15 protein-coding genes are annotated in these 17,699 nt (G+C 74.1%); all 15 read right to left on the bottom strand.

Annotated features, from left to right (window positions below):
- Nucleotides 1–2: 2 nt before the first annotated feature.
- The 15 genes from B4N89_RS39635 to B4N89_RS39695 all read right to left on the bottom strand — a co-directional run bounded on the left by B4N89_RS39635 (nucleotide 3) and on the right by B4N89_RS39695 (nucleotide 17,575).
- A complete protein-coding gene (locus tag B4N89_RS39635; RefSeq protein ID WP_143658245.1) occupies nucleotides 3–4,268 on the bottom strand; it encodes a baseplate J/gp47 family protein in 4,266 nt (1,421 codons plus the stop codon).
- Between the two features lie 392 nt (nucleotides 4,269–4,660).
- On the bottom strand, nucleotides 4,661–5,113 hold the full coding sequence (locus B4N89_RS39640; protein ID WP_235619230.1) for a GPW/gp25 family protein: 453 nt from the start codon (nucleotides 5,111–5,113) through the stop codon (nucleotides 4,661–4,663).
- A 2-nt stretch (nucleotides 5,114–5,115) separates the two neighbouring features.
- Nucleotides 5,116–5,394: a PAAR domain-containing protein gene (locus B4N89_RS39645; RefSeq protein ID WP_078981375.1), complete on the bottom strand. Its 279-nt coding sequence runs from the start codon at nucleotides 5,392–5,394 to the stop codon at nucleotides 5,116–5,118.
- A 66-nt stretch (nucleotides 5,395–5,460) separates the two neighbouring features.
- A complete protein-coding gene (locus tag B4N89_RS39650) occupies nucleotides 5,461–6,114 on the bottom strand; it encodes a phage baseplate assembly protein V (RefSeq protein WP_101897494.1) in 654 nt (217 codons plus the stop codon).
- Nucleotides 6,115–6,261: 147 nt separating this feature from the next.
- Nucleotides 6,262–7,497: a phage late control D family protein gene (locus B4N89_RS39655; protein WP_078981377.1), complete on the bottom strand. Its 1,236-nt coding sequence runs from the start codon at nucleotides 7,495–7,497 to the stop codon at nucleotides 6,262–6,264.
- The gene (locus B4N89_RS39660) at nucleotides 7,494–8,192 is read right to left on the bottom strand and encodes a LysM peptidoglycan-binding domain-containing protein (protein WP_078981378.1); all 699 of its coding nucleotides are present in this window, start codon (nucleotides 8,190–8,192) and stop codon (nucleotides 7,494–7,496) included. The genes B4N89_RS39655 and B4N89_RS39660 overlap by 4 nt, the downstream gene beginning before the upstream one ends.
- Entirely contained in the window at nucleotides 8,189–8,956 is a 768-nt protein-coding gene (locus B4N89_RS48325; protein WP_143658246.1) for a hypothetical protein, read from the bottom strand. Before B4N89_RS48325 ends, B4N89_RS39660 begins: the two co-directional genes overlap by 4 nt.
- A gap of 65 nt (nucleotides 8,957–9,021) precedes the next feature.
- On the bottom strand, nucleotides 9,022–9,243 hold the full coding sequence (locus tag B4N89_RS53175; protein WP_414646467.1) for a DUF6760 family protein: 222 nt from the start codon (nucleotides 9,241–9,243) through the stop codon (nucleotides 9,022–9,024).
- Nucleotides 9,165–9,557: a hypothetical protein gene (locus tag B4N89_RS39665; RefSeq protein ID WP_078981379.1), complete on the bottom strand. Its 393-nt coding sequence runs from the start codon at nucleotides 9,555–9,557 to the stop codon at nucleotides 9,165–9,167. The genes B4N89_RS53175 and B4N89_RS39665 overlap by 79 nt, the downstream gene beginning before the upstream one ends.
- Nucleotides 9,558–9,559: 2 nt before the next feature.
- Entirely contained in the window at nucleotides 9,560–9,997 is a 438-nt protein-coding gene (locus B4N89_RS39670) for a phage tail protein (RefSeq protein WP_078981626.1), read from the bottom strand.
- 107 nt (nucleotides 9,998–10,104) lie between these two features.
- Nucleotides 10,105–12,072, bottom strand: coding sequence for a phage tail sheath subtilisin-like domain-containing protein (locus tag B4N89_RS39675; protein WP_078981380.1), 1,968 nt, complete (start codon nucleotides 12,070–12,072; stop codon nucleotides 10,105–10,107).
- 28 nt (nucleotides 12,073–12,100) lie between these two features.
- Nucleotides 12,101–13,012 carry a Pvc16 family protein gene (locus B4N89_RS39680; protein WP_078981381.1) on the bottom strand — a complete coding sequence of 304 codons (912 nt, stop codon included), beginning with the start codon at nucleotides 13,010–13,012 and terminating at the stop codon, nucleotides 12,101–12,103.
- A complete protein-coding gene (locus tag B4N89_RS39685) occupies nucleotides 13,009–13,908 on the bottom strand; it encodes a hypothetical protein (RefSeq protein WP_161500971.1) in 900 nt (299 codons plus the stop codon). The genes B4N89_RS39680 and B4N89_RS39685 overlap by 4 nt, the downstream gene beginning before the upstream one ends.
- Nucleotides 13,872–15,509 carry a DUF4157 domain-containing protein gene (locus tag B4N89_RS39690; protein WP_161500972.1) on the bottom strand — a complete coding sequence of 546 codons (1,638 nt, stop codon included), beginning with the start codon at nucleotides 15,507–15,509 and terminating at the stop codon, nucleotides 13,872–13,874. Before B4N89_RS39690 ends, B4N89_RS39685 begins: the two co-directional genes overlap by 37 nt.
- Before the next feature lie 11 nt (nucleotides 15,510–15,520).
- Nucleotides 15,521–17,575 (bottom strand): AAA family ATPase, encoded by a 2,055-nt coding sequence (locus B4N89_RS39695; protein WP_143658247.1) that lies wholly within the window; start codon nucleotides 17,573–17,575, stop codon nucleotides 15,521–15,523.
- Between the last annotated feature and the right edge of the window lie 124 nt (nucleotides 17,576–17,699).

Here is a 17,699-nt window from a genome sequence, read left to right on the forward strand (position 1 = left end):
GTTCAGTACTCCCTTCCGGGACCCGCGGTGCGCCCGCCCGCCCCGGCCAACCGCACCGCGAGCGGGCCCGCGCACACCATCGCGTCCGGATCGACCGGAACCACGTCTCCGGCCGGCACGCCGCCCACGGTCAGCTCCAACGAGGTCACCACGTCCACCCCCGGTACCGCCTCCAGCCGCCGCGCCAGATCGGACAGGTACACCCCGCGCCCGAACGGCCACCCGGTCCCGCCCGGCCCGCCGTCCAGCGGATGCAGGAACAGCGCCAGGTCGGCGAGCACCGCGCCTCGCACCGGCCCCGCGTCGCCGGCCCGCGTCGGCCGCACCGTCGCCGTCACCCCGACCGGGAAATAGCGCGCCCCCTCGACCACCAGGCGCGCCGCCGCCGGCATCCGCGCGCTTACCGCGTCCCGGACCCGTCGCAACAACTCCCCGGTCGGTTGCGGTCGTTGTGTGCCGTCGCGCGGCACCACCACGAGCCGGACCCCACCCGGAAGCACCCGCCCGTGTCGATCCCGGGCGCCGAGCGCGCGGGCCGCCGCGATCGCCGGCACGGTCTCCCGGGCCAGCGCGGCCACGTCCGCCTCGGTCAGCGCGAGCCGCCGATGCCGCAGCAGCGCCGGCCCGCGACGCAGCACGTCGGGGAATCGCTCGGCGTCCGTACCGCCGCTCGCGCCACGGGGGTTGACCACCCCGCCGACCGCGACCGCGCTGATCGCCTGGGTGATCGCGCCGGCCGGTACGTTCCCGACCGCGCCGCCGCCGGAGCGGTAGCTGCGCAGCCGCATGTTGTCCGCGCCCACCGGCGGCACCCGGCCGTGGCCGTCGCCGCCGAACAGCAGGCGCCCGGTGGCGTGGTCGCACACGTACACCCGATCGGCCGGCCCGGCCAGACCGAGCGAGGGCAGTTCGTCCCAGCGCACCCACACCTCGGTGGTCCGGCCGGTGCGCGGGTCGCCGACCAGGCGCAGCGCGGCCGCCGCCCGCTCGCCCAACTCCCTTTGCAGCAGCGGGAGATCGACGGCGGCCCGGTCGCCATCCAGTTCGCGCACCTCGACCACGGCGCCGTCCAGGACCGGGATCCGCAGGGCCTGGAAGACCTGCCCGGCGCTGCCGTCGGCCGAGCCGAGCAGCTCGTCGGTGACCGTCTGCACCTGCCGCACCCGTGCGCCGCCCGGGACCATTGCGGTCAGCGCCGTCCGGGGCGGGTCGGCCTCGGCGGGGAAGCGGGCCCGGATCCAGGTGCGCGGGGTGCCGAATCGGGCCGGCGGCGCGTCGCGGAGTTCGCCGCCGGCGAAGGCGCGGGTGAGCCGATCGCGCACGGTCAGCGTCTCGCCGTCGGCGGCGGCCACCGTCACCGGCTCGCCGCCGCGCAGGTCGGTGAGCAACAACCGGTCGCCGGGGGCGAATCGGGCCGCGGCGCCGCGCCCGAGCAGGGTCACCGTGTGGTCGGCGGCGCCCGCGACGGGGGCACCGGGCGCGCCGGAGGTGCCGGGCCACAGCAGGCCGATCACGCCGGTGCGGGTCAGCCCCTCCGTGCCGTCGTCGGTGGCCGGCGTCACCCACGTGGTGCCGTCGTACGCCTCCCAGGTGGGTCGCACCGGTACCGCGTCGGGGTCCTCGTCGGCGGGTTCGACGTAGAGTCCGAGGCGGTCGGCGGGCAGTTCGCCGTCGAAGCCGAGGTAGAGGCTCGGGGCGGTCTCGGCCATCGGTCGAAACGGCGTGGCGCCGAGTCCGGGGAAGGCGAGTCGGGTGGTCAGGTCGGTGGATACGTGGTCGTCGAGCGCGAGCGTATGGGCCGGGTCGTCCGGTCCGGCGAGGTGGCGGTAGAACACCTCGAACCGGTCCAGGATCGGCGGGCGCGGTTCCACCACGGGCAGGAAGTTGAGCACACCGGACTTGTCGGTCCAGCTGACCTGCCGCAGGAACGAGAAGCTGCCGCGTTCCAACCTGGCGCGCAACCAGCGGCGTTCGTCGCCGGTGACGCTCGCGCTCGCCCAGTCGTCGGGCACGGTGAAGTGCAGCGCCCCCGAACGTTGCAGGGCGAGGACGGCGGGGGCGCCGGCGGCGCCGATCGGCCGCCAGCGGGTGCCGTCGAAGTACTCCCAGGTCACCTCGGGGGCGGTGAGCTGATTGGGGGTCTGCGCGCCGGCGACGGCCTTGAGCAGGTCCTCGGGGGCCAGGTTCTCCAGGTCGGTGGCGATCGTGCGGGCCTTGTGCACCTGGGTGTCGACGGCCGCCTTGGCCGCGCCGATCCGGGTGGTCACATCGGCGACGAACGCGACGGGGTCGGCGGCGAGGAACGACGGCAGCGGCGTGTCCGCGAGGTAGGGCGTGGGCGTGGCCAGCACGGTGGCGAGCACGCCGGCCAACTGCCCGTGGGCGGCGACCACTTGGGCATCGGTACCGCCGGCCAGGGCCTGGGCGAGCGCGGCCCGCGGCGCGGCCAACGCACTGGCCCCGGCGGACAGTTGCGCCGCCACATCGGCGGAGGCCAGCAGCAGTGCGGCACTTGCGCGCGGCGCGCCGCCGAGCGCGGTCAGCGCGGCGGCGAGGTCGGGGCCGGGGTCGGCCGCGGTCTGCGCGGCCTTGACGTGGTCGCGGGCGCTGCCGACGCCCGCGAACAGGCCGGGTTCGGTCTGCGCGGCGGTGCCGAGCGCGGTGAGCGCGTCGCGGATGTGCGTCTTGACCCCGGTGTACCAGCCGACGGGGTCCTCGCCGGACAGCGGCGAGACGACGGCCCGGCCGAGGTCGCCGGTGACGGCGGTGAGCGCGTCCAGTTTCGTCGCCACGGCGCGGATGTCGGCAACCGTCTTGTCCCGGAACTCCTTGGCGTTCTGGACCCCGCCGGTCAGTTCGCCGGTGCGCTGGTCGGCCTCCTCCGCCGCGGTACGCGGTCGGCCCACCACCACGGTCACCCGGGCACCGGGCTTGCCGAAGGCCGCGTCGCACGCGACGTGGAACGCGCTGCCGCGTACCGGAGCCGGGCCCAGCGGGGTGAACGCCCGGGTGAGATCGACGGCTTGCGCGTCGGCGACCGCCTTGTCCGGGGCCAGTCCGGCGCGCAGGGACAGGTCCAGGTGCAGCGGGGCGTCCAGGGCGAGCGGCGCGGTGAGGTCGTCGGGGTCGTCGAGCGGGAAGTAGTCGACGCCCGGTTTCGGGGCGGCTGCGCCGGCGGTGAAGGTGTCGGCGGCGGTCGGCGGCACGGTGACGCCGAACCGTACGGTGTGGCCCTCGTGCCCGCCCGCCACGGCGAGCGGCTTGTCGGGCTGCCCGGCCACATCCTCCCTGACGCCGGCGGTGGTGTCCGCGACATGCAGCGTCACCGTCGGCGGCGCGGTGGTCCCGTACGGCGCACGCACGGTGACCGTGGTCCCGGCGCCCGTCGCGGGGCTCGCGAACAGCGCGATCCGGGCATGCGTGCTCTCCGCGGCGAGCCGGATGTGCGTGAACTCCGGTACCACGAAACCTGGTCGCGCCGAGAGCGCGGAGTCGAGCCGGGCCCGGATCCAATAGCCGTCGATCCCGTCGACCGTCGTGGTCACGGCCGTCGCGCAGGGGGCGACCAGCCGCACCGTGCCCGAGCGGGTCAGTCCGGCGGTGCCGTCGCGGGAGGCGTCGTCGCCGTCGCCCCACGGCGCGAACGGCCGCCAGTCGGCGCCGTCCCACCAGGCCCAGCCGATCCGCAGCGCGGTGGACGCGGGGCGGGTCAGGGCGATCGCCACCTCGACGACGGCCCGTCCCGCGAACGCGAGCAGCGTGTCGTGTGCGAGGTACAACTCCCGTACCGCAGGGCGCAGTCCGGTGAACAGCGTGATCGGACGGCGGGCCAGTACGTCGGCGGAGTGGTCGGCGGCGGCATCCGCGCCCGGATCCACGCTCCACACCTCGACCAGCGGCGCGCCGGCCAGCGCCACCGTCTCCTGGGTCTCGAAGACGAGCGGCGCGTCCTGTCCGGGCACGGTGGCGCCGAGTCGCGAGCCGGCGGTGACCCGGGCGTCGGGCACGCCCGGCAGCGGTTGCAGCAGCACGGTCGTGTCGGCACCCTGCGCGGGCAGCAGGGACACCCCCACCATGTCCAGGAGCGCCGCGAGTTGCCGATCGGGCAGCGCGGTGAGCCGCTCCTCCAGCGCGGCCAACAACGCCCCGAGCCCGTGCGCGACCCCGATCGAAGGCCCCCCAGGAGTCGGATGCCACTCGGGCACCCACCCGTTCCGCACGGCCAACAAAGCCGCCACCACCTCACCCCGCCCACGCGACACACTCACAAGCCCACCCCTTCACCCACACCCACCACACACCGCCCAGACACCTCGCCCGCGCCCCCACCCGACCGCGACACACCCACTCGGCACGTGACCGCCTCACGCGCACGCCCGCCCGCGGCACGCCCGCTCGACCCCCCCCACGAGGCCACGCCCTCCCCCGCACTCGACGTCCACGCCCGGCCCACCCCCGCACCGACACCCGACCGCAACGCCCCCACGCGACACCCTCACCCGCCCGCCCCCGCACACCCACCCGACGCCACGGACCCCGCGCCTGCGCCCAGCGGCACCCCCGCTCGACGCCCCCACTCGGCCGCTCCCTCGCCCGCACGCGCCGACCACCTCGCCACCACCCCGCCCGCGCCCGAGCGCCGCACGCCCGTCCGGCGTCCTCACCTGGCTGCTCCCTCGTGCAGGTAGAACGGATAGACCAGGTTGTAGAAGGTGTTGGTGGCGCGGATCCGGTAGTCGATGCCCACGTCCAGCCGGCCCGCCGCCCGGTCGGCCACCGACACCTCGACGCCGAGCACGTCGATTCGTGGCTCCCAGGCGATCAGGCCCCGTTCCACCCGCAGTCGCACCACGGCGGCGGTGGCCGCGGTGACCGGTTCGAACAGCAGGTCCTCCAAGCCCGCGCCGAAGTCGGGGCGCATCACCCGCTCGCCGCGCCTGGTGCCCAGGATCAGCAGCACCGACTGGCGGACCTTCTCCGGCCCGGACGCCTGCGCCGCCTCGCCGAGCGGATCCAGGTGCGCGGGCGCGGCCCAACCCCGCCCCAACACGGCGGCGTCGTCGGGGGTGCGCCGCGCGGGATCCGGGTTCAGCGGCGCGTTCGGCTCGGCCACCGTCAACCTCCGATCAGCACGGTCGGCGTGCCGGCCACCACGGGCGCACCGCAGCCGGCGAGATCGCCCTGCCGCAGCACGCCGCGACCACCGACGAGCACCGTCGCGGAGCCCTTGGCGAACGGCGACGGCGGGTGCGCGGCCGGCGGCGGGAACGCGCACGCGTGCATGTCGCCCTGCACGGCGGCGGGCAGGCCGCCGATCAGCACGGTGGCCACGCCTGGTCCCGCGACCATGCCGGGGTGGCCGGTGGGGTCGGTGACTCGCGCTGCTGCGGGCACGGCTGCCTCCTCGGGTGTGGCGGGGTCGCGTCTGGTGGGTCGTGGGCACGGGCCCGATCCGGCGGGTCAGTTGATCTTCACGAGCGCGCCCTGGATGCTGCACGTGGCGGCGGCCCGGATGTCCGCCCGGGTCGCGTTCGCCGTCAGGCCGTTGCCGGCCTTGACGCTCACGTCCAGTCCGGTCACCTCCACCGAGCGGGTGCCGGTGATGGTCACCGCGCCGGACGCGCTCAGCGAGATCTTCGCCGCGCCGCCGGCCACCGACAGGGTGATCCCGTCTGCGGCGATCTCGATCGCGTGGCCCAGGGTGTGGGTCAGCGTGAGCTTTTGCACCAGGTCGTCGATGGCGATCTCGTGGCCCACGGGAGTGCGGATCACCCGCTTGGTGATCGAGTCGGTGGGCAGGGCCGCGGGCGGGCGCGAGGTCATCGTCCAGAGCCCGCCGAGCACGTACGGCTCGCGCACGTCGCCGTTGCGGAACGCGACCAGGACCTCGTCGTCCGGCTGCGGCATGAACCACACGCCCGACCCGTCACCCGCCACCGTCGCACACACCCGTGCCCACGGCTCGACGCCCGGCAACCACGCGTACCGGATCTGCACGCGCCCGGCCCCGGTCAGGTCGAGGTTGTCCACCACCGTCGCGGGCGCCACGCCGGTCACCCGGGGGCTGTCCGACTCGTGGATGTCGTCGAGGGCGTCGAAGAGCGGTTCGAACATGCCGGTCCTCCCGGGAGGTCGAGCGGTCGGAACATCGGTCCGGTCCGCGCACACGGCGCGGGTGGTCGTCGGTAACGGATTCGGTCGGCACTTCGGTCGGCATTCCGCCTTCCGCATTCGCCGTCGGCGGCACATCGGGCCCCTCACCTACGAGTTGGGCGCCGGCAGCGACAACAGCCCGCCCTGTACCCGGACCGCGCCCTGTGCGGCGGGCGGGATGCCGCCGAACCAGATCTCCTTGCGCAGGTCGAAGGACGTGCGGTAGCCGCCGCCGTCGAGCGTGTGCTGAGCCGAGACCACCCGCCACAGGCCGCCGAACGTCTCCCCCACACCCTCGATCCGCAACACCCGACCCGCCGTGATCCGCGGGTCGCCCACACACGAACCGCTCGCGGTGGTGCGCCGGTTCAGCCGGGGCAGCAGTCTGGAAACGATCAGTCGCGGCGCGGTGGCGATGGTCACCGGCTCGTCCACGAGCAGCACCTCGCGCGCCGGCCCGCCCCGACCCTCCGGCCCCCGGAATCCGGGAACCACCTCGATGGTCAGCGCCCGGCGATCCCAGTCGTAGCCGACCGCGATGGTCAGTTCCAGGCCCACCTCCGACCGCCACACCCGCACCGAGACCCGCCCCACCTGGCCGACCGTGCTGATCCGGGGGTTGAACTCGATCAGCGAACTCCCGTACCGCAGCGTCACGTCGGGCGACAGATACGCGGCGGGCGACATCAGCCGCAGCACAAAACCCGAAGGTTCGCTGTCGTGCTCGACGATCAGCTCCCACGCGTTCTCCGCGGCGATCTTCCGCAGGAAGTCGAGCGTGGTCTCCGAGTGTTGCCGCCGCACCACCCGCTGCCGCATGCTCGGATCCTCGACCGAGGCCACCACGTCGACCACACCCAGGGCGGCGGACAGGAACGCGCCCAGCGGATCGAGCAGCGGGATCATCCCGTGTTCGACCGCGAGCAGCGGAGCGACCACCGGGTCCGGCAGCGGCAGCACGCCGAGCTTGGGCACCGGCACCCCGAACCAGCGCGCGGGCGAGGCGGCGGCGAGCCGGGTCCGGCGGTCCTGCGCGATCACCCGCAACATCGGCATGCCGTCGGCGGGGAACGTCGCCTCGCTGCCCACCACGTCGCCGGTGAACAACCGGCGCGGCTCGTCCGGCGCGTAGCCCAGGGCGATGCCCACCTCGGTGTCGAGCCCGAACAGCGGATCGTCCAGCCACCGCAGCGCCTCGTTGGCGAGCGAGACCTCCAGCCGGTCCGCGTCGCCCATGCCCGTCTGGCAGGTGATCCCGGTGACCGAGCCGCGCACCGCGGCCGGCGCGGGCCGCCCGGCGAACCGCAGGCGCATCTCCGGGGCGTAGTGCGGGAACACGGTCATGCCGGCACCTCCGGCGGCGGCGCGTCGAAGACCTCGTCGGTACCACGATCCCGGTACGGCAGGCGCGGGATGTGCAGCGTGTCGCCGACGGCCAACACCCGCGGATCGTCGAGCCCGTTGCGCAACGCGATCGGCCGCCACGCGGCGGCGGACCCGTACTCGCGCCAGGCGATCAGTTGCAACGTCTCGCCGGCCACGACGGTATGCGCCTTGGTGTAGTCGGAGGTCTGCCGCTTGACCTCCTTCGCCTCCATGTCCACGTTGCGGAACTCGCTGAAGGTGACACTCAGCCGGGCCCGCACCGGGGTGCCGTCCGGTTTGAACATCACGAACTTCTGCGCGACCCGGGTCAGTACGCAGGTGAAGGTCAGGCTCGACCAGGCGAACACCAGCGGGGGCGGCGCGTGCAGCGTGGGGTCGATGTCCATCAGGTCGACGACGCGGCGCACCAGGATCCGCACGTCGCTGCCCGCGCCCGCCTGGTCGTTCGCCTCCAGGGAGTCGAGGAACAGCTCCATCTCCAGGGTCTGCGCGTTGCCGTGCACGAACTGCACGATCGGCGCGGACAGTCCGGGGACCGGGAGTTGGGCGTAGGTGGTCTCCCGGTTGACCGTGTAGTCCTCCGGGTTGAACAACACGCGGGTGAGCTTGCCGGTGACCGAATTGGTGATCGTCGCGCGTTCCATGACGGTCATCGGCTCCACCCCCGACGCTCCTGGCGGGCGAGCACCCGGCGGTCGATCTCCCGCACCACGCCGTCCACCAGACGCGGCAGATCCGCCGAAGTGAGCGCGGTCGCGGCCGGGGCGGCGCGGTACGGCTGCGCGGCCCGGTCCCGGGCGATCGGATCGGCGGGATACCCCGGCGCGGTGGCCGGGGCGGGCGCGGGTGGGGCGGGGGCGGCGAACGTCAACGCGCTCCGGGGTCGTGTATATGGCGCTGCTCCGGACGGGTCGGGTCGCGCGCCGCGCGAGGTCGGAGCCGGCCGCCCGCCCGGCTCCTCGATCCGCCGACCGTGCCCGGCGCCCCGCTCGTACAACTGCCTAGTCGCACGCGCCCGTTCGGCCACGCCACGACCGACTGCCGCAGACCCGGTACGCAACACCGGCACCGGCGGCCCGCCGACCGCCCCGAACCCGTCCGCCCCACCCGAGTCGACCCGCTCGACCCTCGTGAGCGCCACCATCGGCGGCAGACTCACCCGAACGTCGAGCCGCACGTGCGCACATCGCCGAAGGTCCACGACCCGCGAGGAAATCGCCTGCGACTTGGGGGCCTTCGGCGCACGCGGCGTCACCCGCAGCACGAACGCGCCCCCGGACACCCGCCCCTCGACCCGCGTCCCCAGGTTCCGTCCGCCGCCCGGCTCGACCCGGGCACGAACGGCGGCAAGCATCGAGGAGGCGGCCGTCCGAACTGGCCACCCCGCCGACGGCGGACGCGCTCCCGTGACGATCACGGTCGAACTCCTCTCCCCATACCCACGTTCACGACCACTGCTCCCCTACGCATCCGTCCGCGACCTCAGCCGCCGCCCGCCGCCTCGTTGAGGCGCTGGTTGATCGCCGACACCCGCTCCACCCACCGGCGGCGCTCGGCGTGGTCGAGATCCATCAGTTCGGCGTGCGACCAATGCAGGTGGTAAGCGACGAAGGCGATCTCCTCCCTCAGCCGATCGACCGGATATCCGCGGATCCCCCCAGGCGCTCGTGGCCCGGAGGGACCTCCTCGCCGCAGTTCGGACAGGACCCCTCGGCCGACGTGTCCGGCTCGTCCACGCTGTTGATCCGGTTGTACAGGCCCTGGAGGTGGGCCAGATCGGCGGCGAACAGCGTCTCGATCGTGCGCGGGGTGACCGTCTCGACCGCGCCCACCCGGGTGACCACCCGGCTGAGCAGGATCACCGACAGATAGGCCGGGTTGCGCTGCACGCGCGGATCGGCGAGCGGCAGGATCTCGTCGGCGGCGGTGGCCAGCCGCATCGTGCCGTCGCGATGCAATGTGCCGTCGTCGCCGAGGAGTCCGATCGGGAGGGTGAAGTCGTGTTCGATCCGCAACATGGTCACTGCACCCGCTCCAGGCCCTCGTGGACCAGTTCCAGGGTCTCGATCGCGATGTCGTTGGATTCGGCGGTGAGCGGCGGGGCGGTGTACTTGGTCGGCCAGGCGCGGACGAAGTTCCAGCGCGAGGTGACCACGCCGCGCCGGTCCAGGAGCAGCACCGCGCCGTTCTTCCGGACGATGTCGCCCTCGACGATCTGCCGGTGCCAGTCGTACAGTTCGGTGTCGGTGGTCATGCCCCACTTGAGCATGATGTTGGCGAATTTGGCCTGGCCGGGGAACTTGTACGGGGTGATGTTCCAGCCGCCCTCGCGGTGTTCCATCACGTCCACCGTCGCGTCGAGGCCGCTCACCTCGTGGAAGCCGACGCGGATGATCCCGTCGAGTTCGACCTTGAAGTTGAAATTGACAAAGGGGTCCTGGATATCGCCCGTGCTCACGGCGCCCTCCACTGCCTGTCGTTGCCCTGTCGTGCGGGTCGGTGTCGTACCGGTCGGTGTCGTACCGGTCGATGTCCCGCGGGTCGGTGTCGCGCCGCGCGCGCCCGCTACTGCTCGCTGACCTCCGCGCCGCCGTCCCAGATGCCGATCCGGACCACGATGAACTCGGCCGGGTAGACCGGCTGTACGCCGATCTCGATGTGGAGCAGTCCGAGTTTGCGGGTGCTCGGCGGATTGAGCGCCTCGTCGATGCGGACGAAGAAGGCGTCCTTGGCCTTGGCTCCGAACAGCGCGCCGTCGCGCCAGACCCGGGTGAGGAACTCGGTGAGGGTGTGTCGGAGCCTGCCCCACAGTTCGAGGTCGTTCGGCTCGAACACCGCGCCGCGCAGCCCGAGTTGGATCGACTCCTCGAGGTAGAGGAACAGCCGTCGCACGTTGACGTACTGCCAGTTGCGATCACCCGTCGTGGTGCGCGCGCCCCACACCACCGGCGAGCCGCGTCCGGGCAGGATGCGCAGCGCGTTGACCCCGTCGGGGTTGAGCAGGCCCTGATCGGCGTCGCTCAATCGCCGTTCCAGACCCAGCGCGCCCGCGATGCCGACGTTGGCCGGGGCCTTGTGTACACCCCGGGTCGCGTCGGTGTGCGCGTAGATGCCGGCCAGGTGGCCGGACGGCGGTTGCAGAACCACCGCCTGCTTGGCGGGATCGCGCAGTTGGATCCAAGGGTAGTAGAGCGCCGCGAACCCCTTGTCCAGCGCACCCGTGAGATCTGCGCGTTGGGCCTTGACCGTGACCACGTCCACGCCCGGCAGGCTGTCCAGGATCGCGAAGCGGTCGTACAGCGACTCGCAGTGTTCGACGATCGCCCGCTGTGCGCCGGTGTCGGTGCAACCCGGCGCGAGTACGAGGCTGATCTCGTCGATCGGGCGGAGCAGGTTCAGGTGTCGGGGCATCTTGTTCGCCACGTCGGCCCAGGAGGTGGCGGGCACGTCGGCGACGGCGCCCGCGAGGGCGTACGTCCCGGCCCTGGGTCGCGGATCGCCCGCCGGGATCGGCGCGTCGGCCGCGATCACGATCCGCAGGTAGTCGCTCGCCACCGTCGGCCCGCCCCACCAGCGCGGATGCGACGGGGTGGTGGACAGGCCCGGATAACCGACGGCCCGGCCGTTGCGGTCGGTGACGGTGAGGTCGAACTCGGCGGTGGCCACCCGTGTCGGCGCGGTGAGCCGGTACGCCTTGACGAGCGGCTTGCGCAGGGTGATCGCGTCGTTGGAGACCGCCGCGACGATGCCCCACTCGGTGTTGGTGCCGTCGGAGATCCGCACGGACGAGCCGACCGGGACCAGTGGGCGCAGCGCGATCGCGGCGGGCACGGTCAGTCGCAAAACGGTGTCCCCGGCGGCGAGATCGTCGCCGCTCACGGTGCCGCCGGCGAAGTCGACGGTGCCCGACAGGCCGCTCGCCAGCACGACCGTGTCCGGCGCCTGGACCGACTTCACCCGCACCGTCTGCCGGTCGGTGCCCTTGGCCACCACCACCCGATCGCCCACCGCCAGGCCGTCGACCGCGTTCACGGTGAGCACGCGCCGGGTGGCGTCGACGGCGGTGACGCTCGCGCTGCCCCGAGCCACGGCCAGGTCGGTACCGGCGCCGGCCGCGGTCAACGCGGCGGCCAGCGCGCTGGAGTCGGCGATCCGCACCGAGCCGCCCTCGCCGTCCGGACCGTCGAGGCGGGCCACCGCCCTGGCCGCGGCCGGTGCCCCCGTCGCCCGCCCCGGCAAGTCGATCCCGGCCGGTGTCGCGGTGCCCACGCGCAGCACGAAGCACTGGGTGCCGCCGTTGCGGAAGAAGCCGTCCACGGCGAGCGGCAGATAGTAGGGCACGTCGCCGCCGTCGACGGGCGGGCCGAACAGTGCGGTGAACGCGTCCGGGCTGGTCACCAGGGTGGGTTCGGCGATCGGCCCCTGCGCGGTGATCCCGATGAACGCCGCGACGCTGGTCGACACGCCCTGGATGGGCGCGGCGGGCTCGGTCTCTTCGATATAGACGCCGGGGTACGAGACCTGCACGGCCATGGCGGACGTCCTCTCAGTGATCGGGTGATCAGGTGAAGCGCAGTTCGATCAGCGCGTCGGGGGAGCCGGGGACCTGAACGGGGGTGGGCGCGGGTGGCGGCAGTCCGGCGGCGGTGACCAGCGCGGTGTACGCACCCGGCCGCACCTCGACCAGCACGAAGCGCCCGTCGGCGCCGCTGCGGGCGCGGACCGCCTCGCCGCCCGCCGCGTCGAGCAGCACGACCCGGGCATCCGCCACCGGCACCGGCGGCACCCCCGGACCGGCCGTGGCGTCGAGTACCAGGCCGCCCACGTCGGCCAGTTGCTCGGCAGGGCCGTCGGGCGGCGTGCCCTCGTAGGAGGTGAGCACCGTGTGCACCACGCCGTCGATCCGCCGGTCCGCCTCCGGGACCGGCATGGTGACGATCAGGTACACGGCGGGGCGCCACGAGGTGGCCCGGCCGACCGTGCCCCAGAACTCGGCGAGTTTGCCGAACCCTTCCGGCGGCACCACCTCGACGGGCAGTTCGGCCTCGCGCAACACCTCGGGTACGCCGACCAGTTGATCGGGTGTCAACACAGCGGAGGCGACCAGCGGGTCGGCGTGCAGGAACACGGCCAGGACCGCGCCGAGCACCATGTGCTCCTGCTCGGTCGCGGGCATCTGCGGACTGTCCTTGGCCGCGTTCCACGCCGTGATCAGGTAGTGGCAGCGGATCCGCGCCGGCTCGGGCCGCTCCACGGTGACCGCGCCGGTGGTGATCCGCTGTCGGATGTTCTGCCGCATGTGCCGGTCCTCGCGCAGATCGACCAGCGCGCAGTTGACCCAGACGCCCTGGCTCGCGCCCACCCGCTGCCGCCAGTCGTCGTCGGGCGGCTGGAACCCGATCCGGGCGCCGGTCAGCCCGGGCACGCCGGCGACCAGCGTCTCGCGGATGATCAGGTCGAGGATGTCGATCATCGCGCACCGCCGGAGCCGAGCGGAAACCACATGCCTTCGGGTGGGCCGCCGGGCCACCAGTAGTTGATCCGCCCGCCGCTGCGCAGGGCCGCCGCCTGCATGGCGGCGCGGCAGGAGCCGCACGGGTCGTACTGGCCGGTGATGTACATCCGCCGACCGGCCGTCAGCGGGGCCCGCGCCACCGCCTTGGCCTCGGTGTGGCTGTCCTGGTTGGCCCGGTTCAGTCCGCGTGCCGCACGCTGTTCGGGGGTGACGCCGCCGCTGCGCAGGGACTCGTTGTGCACGACGCGCCCGTTGGGGTCGAGCACACGGACCGTGGCCTCGTGCGGCGGGCGAGAGTCGCTCGCGTCGATCCGGGCGAGTTCGTCCTTCTGCTGCTGCGCCCGGCGGCGGTCCCGGACCTGCGCGGCCACCGGATCGTCGCTCAACGCACCGAGAACGTGGTCGGGTTGGCCCTCGTACAGCTCGCGCAACCGGTCGACGGCGGACGGGTCCTTCCGCGCCTCCTCGCGCAGCGCCTTGGCCCGGGCACGGACGTCCTTGACCAGTTGTCGCTTGGCGGCGAGGTCCGTCGTCTTGACGGATCCGCCCCCGGCCGGCCCGGCCCCGCCGTCGGCGGGCCGCCCCGCGGCGGCCTTCTCGGCGGTACTCTTCGTGCCCGTATCCTTCCCACCGGCCGCCTTCTTGGCGGGGGCCTTCTTCGTGGGGGCCTTGCCCGTCGCGGTGTCACCCGTCACGGTGTCGCCCGTGGTCTTCCCGCCGGTCGTCGGCTTGGCCGCGCCGGTGCTCTCGCCGATGCTCTTCGGGCCCGCGCCGGTCGTGCCCGTGCCTGTCGTTCCGGGGCTCTTCGCGCCGGCCTTCACCGCCGGGGCGGGCTCGGCAGGCGAGGGACCCACCGGGTTCGTGCCCGCCACGGGTGGGCCGGCCTCGGTGTCGGCGGGCCTGGTCTTCGGTTTGCCCGGCGACTTCCTGCCGGGTGCCTTCCTACCGCCTGTTGTCCCGCCCGACTTCGCGGCCGGCTCGGGCGCCGCGGGCGCGGTGGCGGGCCGCGTGGGGGAGCCGAGGCGGGCGCGGCTGCGCGGGCCGGTACGGGCGGCGCCGCATCCGTCGGGTGGGGGGCTGCGGCCGGTTGCGGCCGCTTCGCGGGCGGCCCGCCGTGCTCCTCCGTCCCGGAACCGCCGGGACCGCCCGGGGTCTTCGATCGCCGGTGGCTCGACGCGCGCAGCAAAATCTGGTGCAGCACCGCCGCCAACGCCCGCAACACCTCCTTGAGGTCCTTCCTCAGCACCTCGTCGCGGTCCGGACCCTGCGCGTTCTTCCAGTCGCCCCACAACTTGAGCACGGACGGAGCCGTCGCCAGGGTGGTCAGCGCGGCGTCGACGAGCAGCCCCGCCAGCCGCTTGCCCGCCGAGGAGGCGGCCAGTCCGGCTACGTTGAGGACGGCGCCGACGACCTGGATCCAGAACCGCGAGTCGGAGGGCCAGTGCTCCGGATCGGCGTTGATCGCGTCCAGGATCCCCTTCACGGAGGTCGCCACGCCCAACACCTTGAGTACCAGCGCAACCTCTTCCACGCCGGTGAACGCCAGTGCCGTCTGCAGGCCGAGCGAGGTGGCGATCTGCGCCAGTTCCCGCTCGGTGAACAGGCTGCCGTCGTCGATCGCGTGGCTGCCCGTGAGCCTGTCGTACTCCGCCTCGGCCCAGTTGCCCGCCGCCGTGACCTTGGGCGACAGCGCGGGCGCGCCGGTGAGCGGGTCGACCCAGCCCGACGCCTTGGCCCGTTCCCGGATGGCGTCCAGCACCGCGCCGCCGGTGACCACGTCGAACACGGTGTGGAGCGTCTTCTTGTCGTCGGCCGACAGGCCCAGCGCCGACGCGGCCTTGTCCACGCCGAGCCGCCCCACATCGTGCGCCGCGTAGTCCAGGCCGATCACGGTGTCCACCAGGCCGGTGACCTCGAGGCCGGTCCCCTCGGCGGTGCCCAGGGCGACCATGGCGTCGGAGCGGTTCCGCTGCTTGACCTCCGCGAGCCGGGCCTCGTCCTCCGGGTCGTTCTTCGGCGCCCGGGACACGCCCGGCGCGGTGCCGGCCGCGACCGGGGCGGACAGGCCGGCGGCGGCCCGGGCACCCGCCGTGTGCGCGGCGCCCTCGGCGGCGGTGCCCGAGGGGTGCACGCCCCGCGGTCCCGGCTGCGGGCCGCCGCGGCGCTGCTGCACCACGTGCGCGAGTTCGTGGCCGATCAGCGCCCGGCCCACCGTCGAGTGCGGGTCGTAGCGTCCGGGGCCGAACACGACGTGCCGACCGACCGCGTACGCCTTCGCGTCGAGGCGGTCGGCCGATGCCGCCGCGTCCGCGTCGGTGTGCACGACCACGTCGCCCAGGGACGTACCGAACGAACGCTCCATCGGACCGCGCAGCGCGGCGTCCAGCGGCCGGGCCCGTTCGGCCCGCGCCTCCAACTCGGCCGGCAGGTGCGCAGCGGTGCCCCCCGCCTTCATCGGCGCCGCCATCACCGCGCCCCGATCGTGGTGGGGGCCTGCGGGGACGGTCCGATCTTGTCGTATTCGCGCTCCATCGCCCGGAGTACCGCCGCCCGGTCCACCACGCGCCCCTCGGCAGCGGCCAGGTGGGCCGCCGCCACCGCGACGTTGTGGATGTGACCGCCGGAGAGCGGGTAGCGCTCGGCCAGTTCGCCCAGATCGACGTCCACGTCCCGGGGCAGTGCCGCCGGCCAGGCGCCCTGCCAGATCCGCCGCCGCTCGGCGGCCTCCGGGAACGGGAAGTGCACGCAGTAGGTCAACCGGCGGATGAACGCGTCGTCCATGTGGTGCAGGAGGTTGGTGGCCAGCACCGCGAGCCCGTCGTGGTCCTCCAACCGCTGAAGCAGATAGGCCACTTCGAGGTTGGCGTAGCGGTCGCGCGCGTCGTGCACCTCGCTGCGCTTGCCGAACAGCGCGTCGCACTCGTCGAACAGCAGCACGGCGTCGGTGCGCGCGGCGGCGGTGAAGACGGCGTCCAGGTTCTGTTCGGTCTCGCCGATGTACTTGGACACCACCGACGCCAGGTCCACCCGGTACAGCGGCAGCCCGAGCCGACCCGCGACCAGGCGCGCGGCGAACGTCTTGCCGGTGCCGCTGGGTCCGGCGAACAGCACCGACACGCCGCGACCCGGGCCCGGCCGGTCGGCGAAGCCGGACGCGTCGAGCACCGTGCGATGGGCGGTCAGGTGCGCGCACACATCGCGCAGCCGCGCGCCGACGTCGTCCGGGACGATCAGCGCGGACCAGTCGTCGGAGGTGCCCAACCGGGTGGCGAGGCGGCCCAGTTCGCCTCCGGTGATCCGGGCGGCGACGTCGACGACCTCGGCCGCGGTGGTGCGCAGCGGCGCGCCCGGCTCGGCCCGACCGCGGGCCCGGGCGGCGACCGCGTCGAGGGTGTGCCGCAACTCCGGCCCGGCCAGGTGGGTCCAGCCGGCCGGCGGGTCGGCGCCGGGCGTGCTCGCGACCTCGACGCCGTGTGCGGCCAAGGCGGTGGCCAGGCCCCCGGGCACGCCGACCGCCCGGCGGACCGACAGCGCGGCCACCCGCTCGGCCGGCACGTGGGGCCCGGTGGGCGCGAGCGTGTCGGGGCCGCCGACCACGACGGCGTGGGTGAACCGCTCCCACACCGCGTCGGGCGGGCCGCCGGCGTGCGTGTCCACCACGAGGACGGCCTCGCGCAGCAGCGCCTCGGCGGCCAGACCGGGCAGCAGGGCCGGGTCGGCGAGCGCTTCGGGCCGCGCGGTCAGCACCCGCCGGCCGGCCCGCGCCGCGCTCCACCACGCGACGTCCAGGCAGGTCGCGGGCGGCGCGCCGGACAGGTGGGTGAGCGAGGGCGCGTCGCCGACGAGCCGGGCGACCAGCGCGGCGGCGGCGATCGGGTCGGGCGCGTCGACCGGCGCGTACGCGTCCACCGTCGCGAACGGCGCGAGCGCGTCGTCGAGTCGGCCGATCGCGAACAACCGGCGCAGCAGCACCGCCGAGGGCCGCACGGCGCCCGCGTAGGAGGGTCCGGAGCGCCCGCCGACCGGCTCCACCAGCCCGCACCGGAGCAGCGGACCGGCGGTGGACAGCCGTACCGCGACCGCCGCCCGGTCCTGCCCGGTCTCGCAGCACAGGCGGGCAAGCAGGTCGAGCGTCGGGTACGGCTGCCCGGAGTCGCGTTGCAGCCAGGCGATCACCCGGCCGTACGCCGGGTCGAGTTCGGGTGCGAGGATCAGCGCGAGCGCGGCGAGGTCGAACGGGTCGAAGCCGCGCCGGGCCAGCGGCAGCGCCAGGTGGGCGGGCAGCGGCGGCCCGGTGATCAGCACCGGCGCGGGCCGGGGCGCACCCGCCAGCGCCGCGCGCACCTCCTCGTGGGAGGGGTACAGGCGTTCCAGCGAACTCTCGTCCGATTCGGGCCCGTTGGCCTGCACCGCCCGGGCCAGCACGTCCGCGATCCACCGCTCCAGGTCGGAGAGGTCGGTCAACACGGGTGCGCTCGAACCGATCGAGCCGGCGACGGCCATGCCGCGATCGTTGATCATCGGCCCGAAGCGCGTCATCCACCCGCCGGTTCGATCTTTGCCGAGCGCGGAAGTAGACCTCCACCGCCGGTCGACTCGGCCGGCCTCCACCTCGGATGGAGAGCGTTGTCCACCCGATCGGGTG

This window comes from Embleya scabrispora, assembly GCF_002024165.1.
In the GTDB taxonomy this organism is placed as follows: Bacteria; Actinomycetota; Actinomycetes; order Streptomycetales; family Streptomycetaceae; genus Embleya; species Embleya scabrispora_A.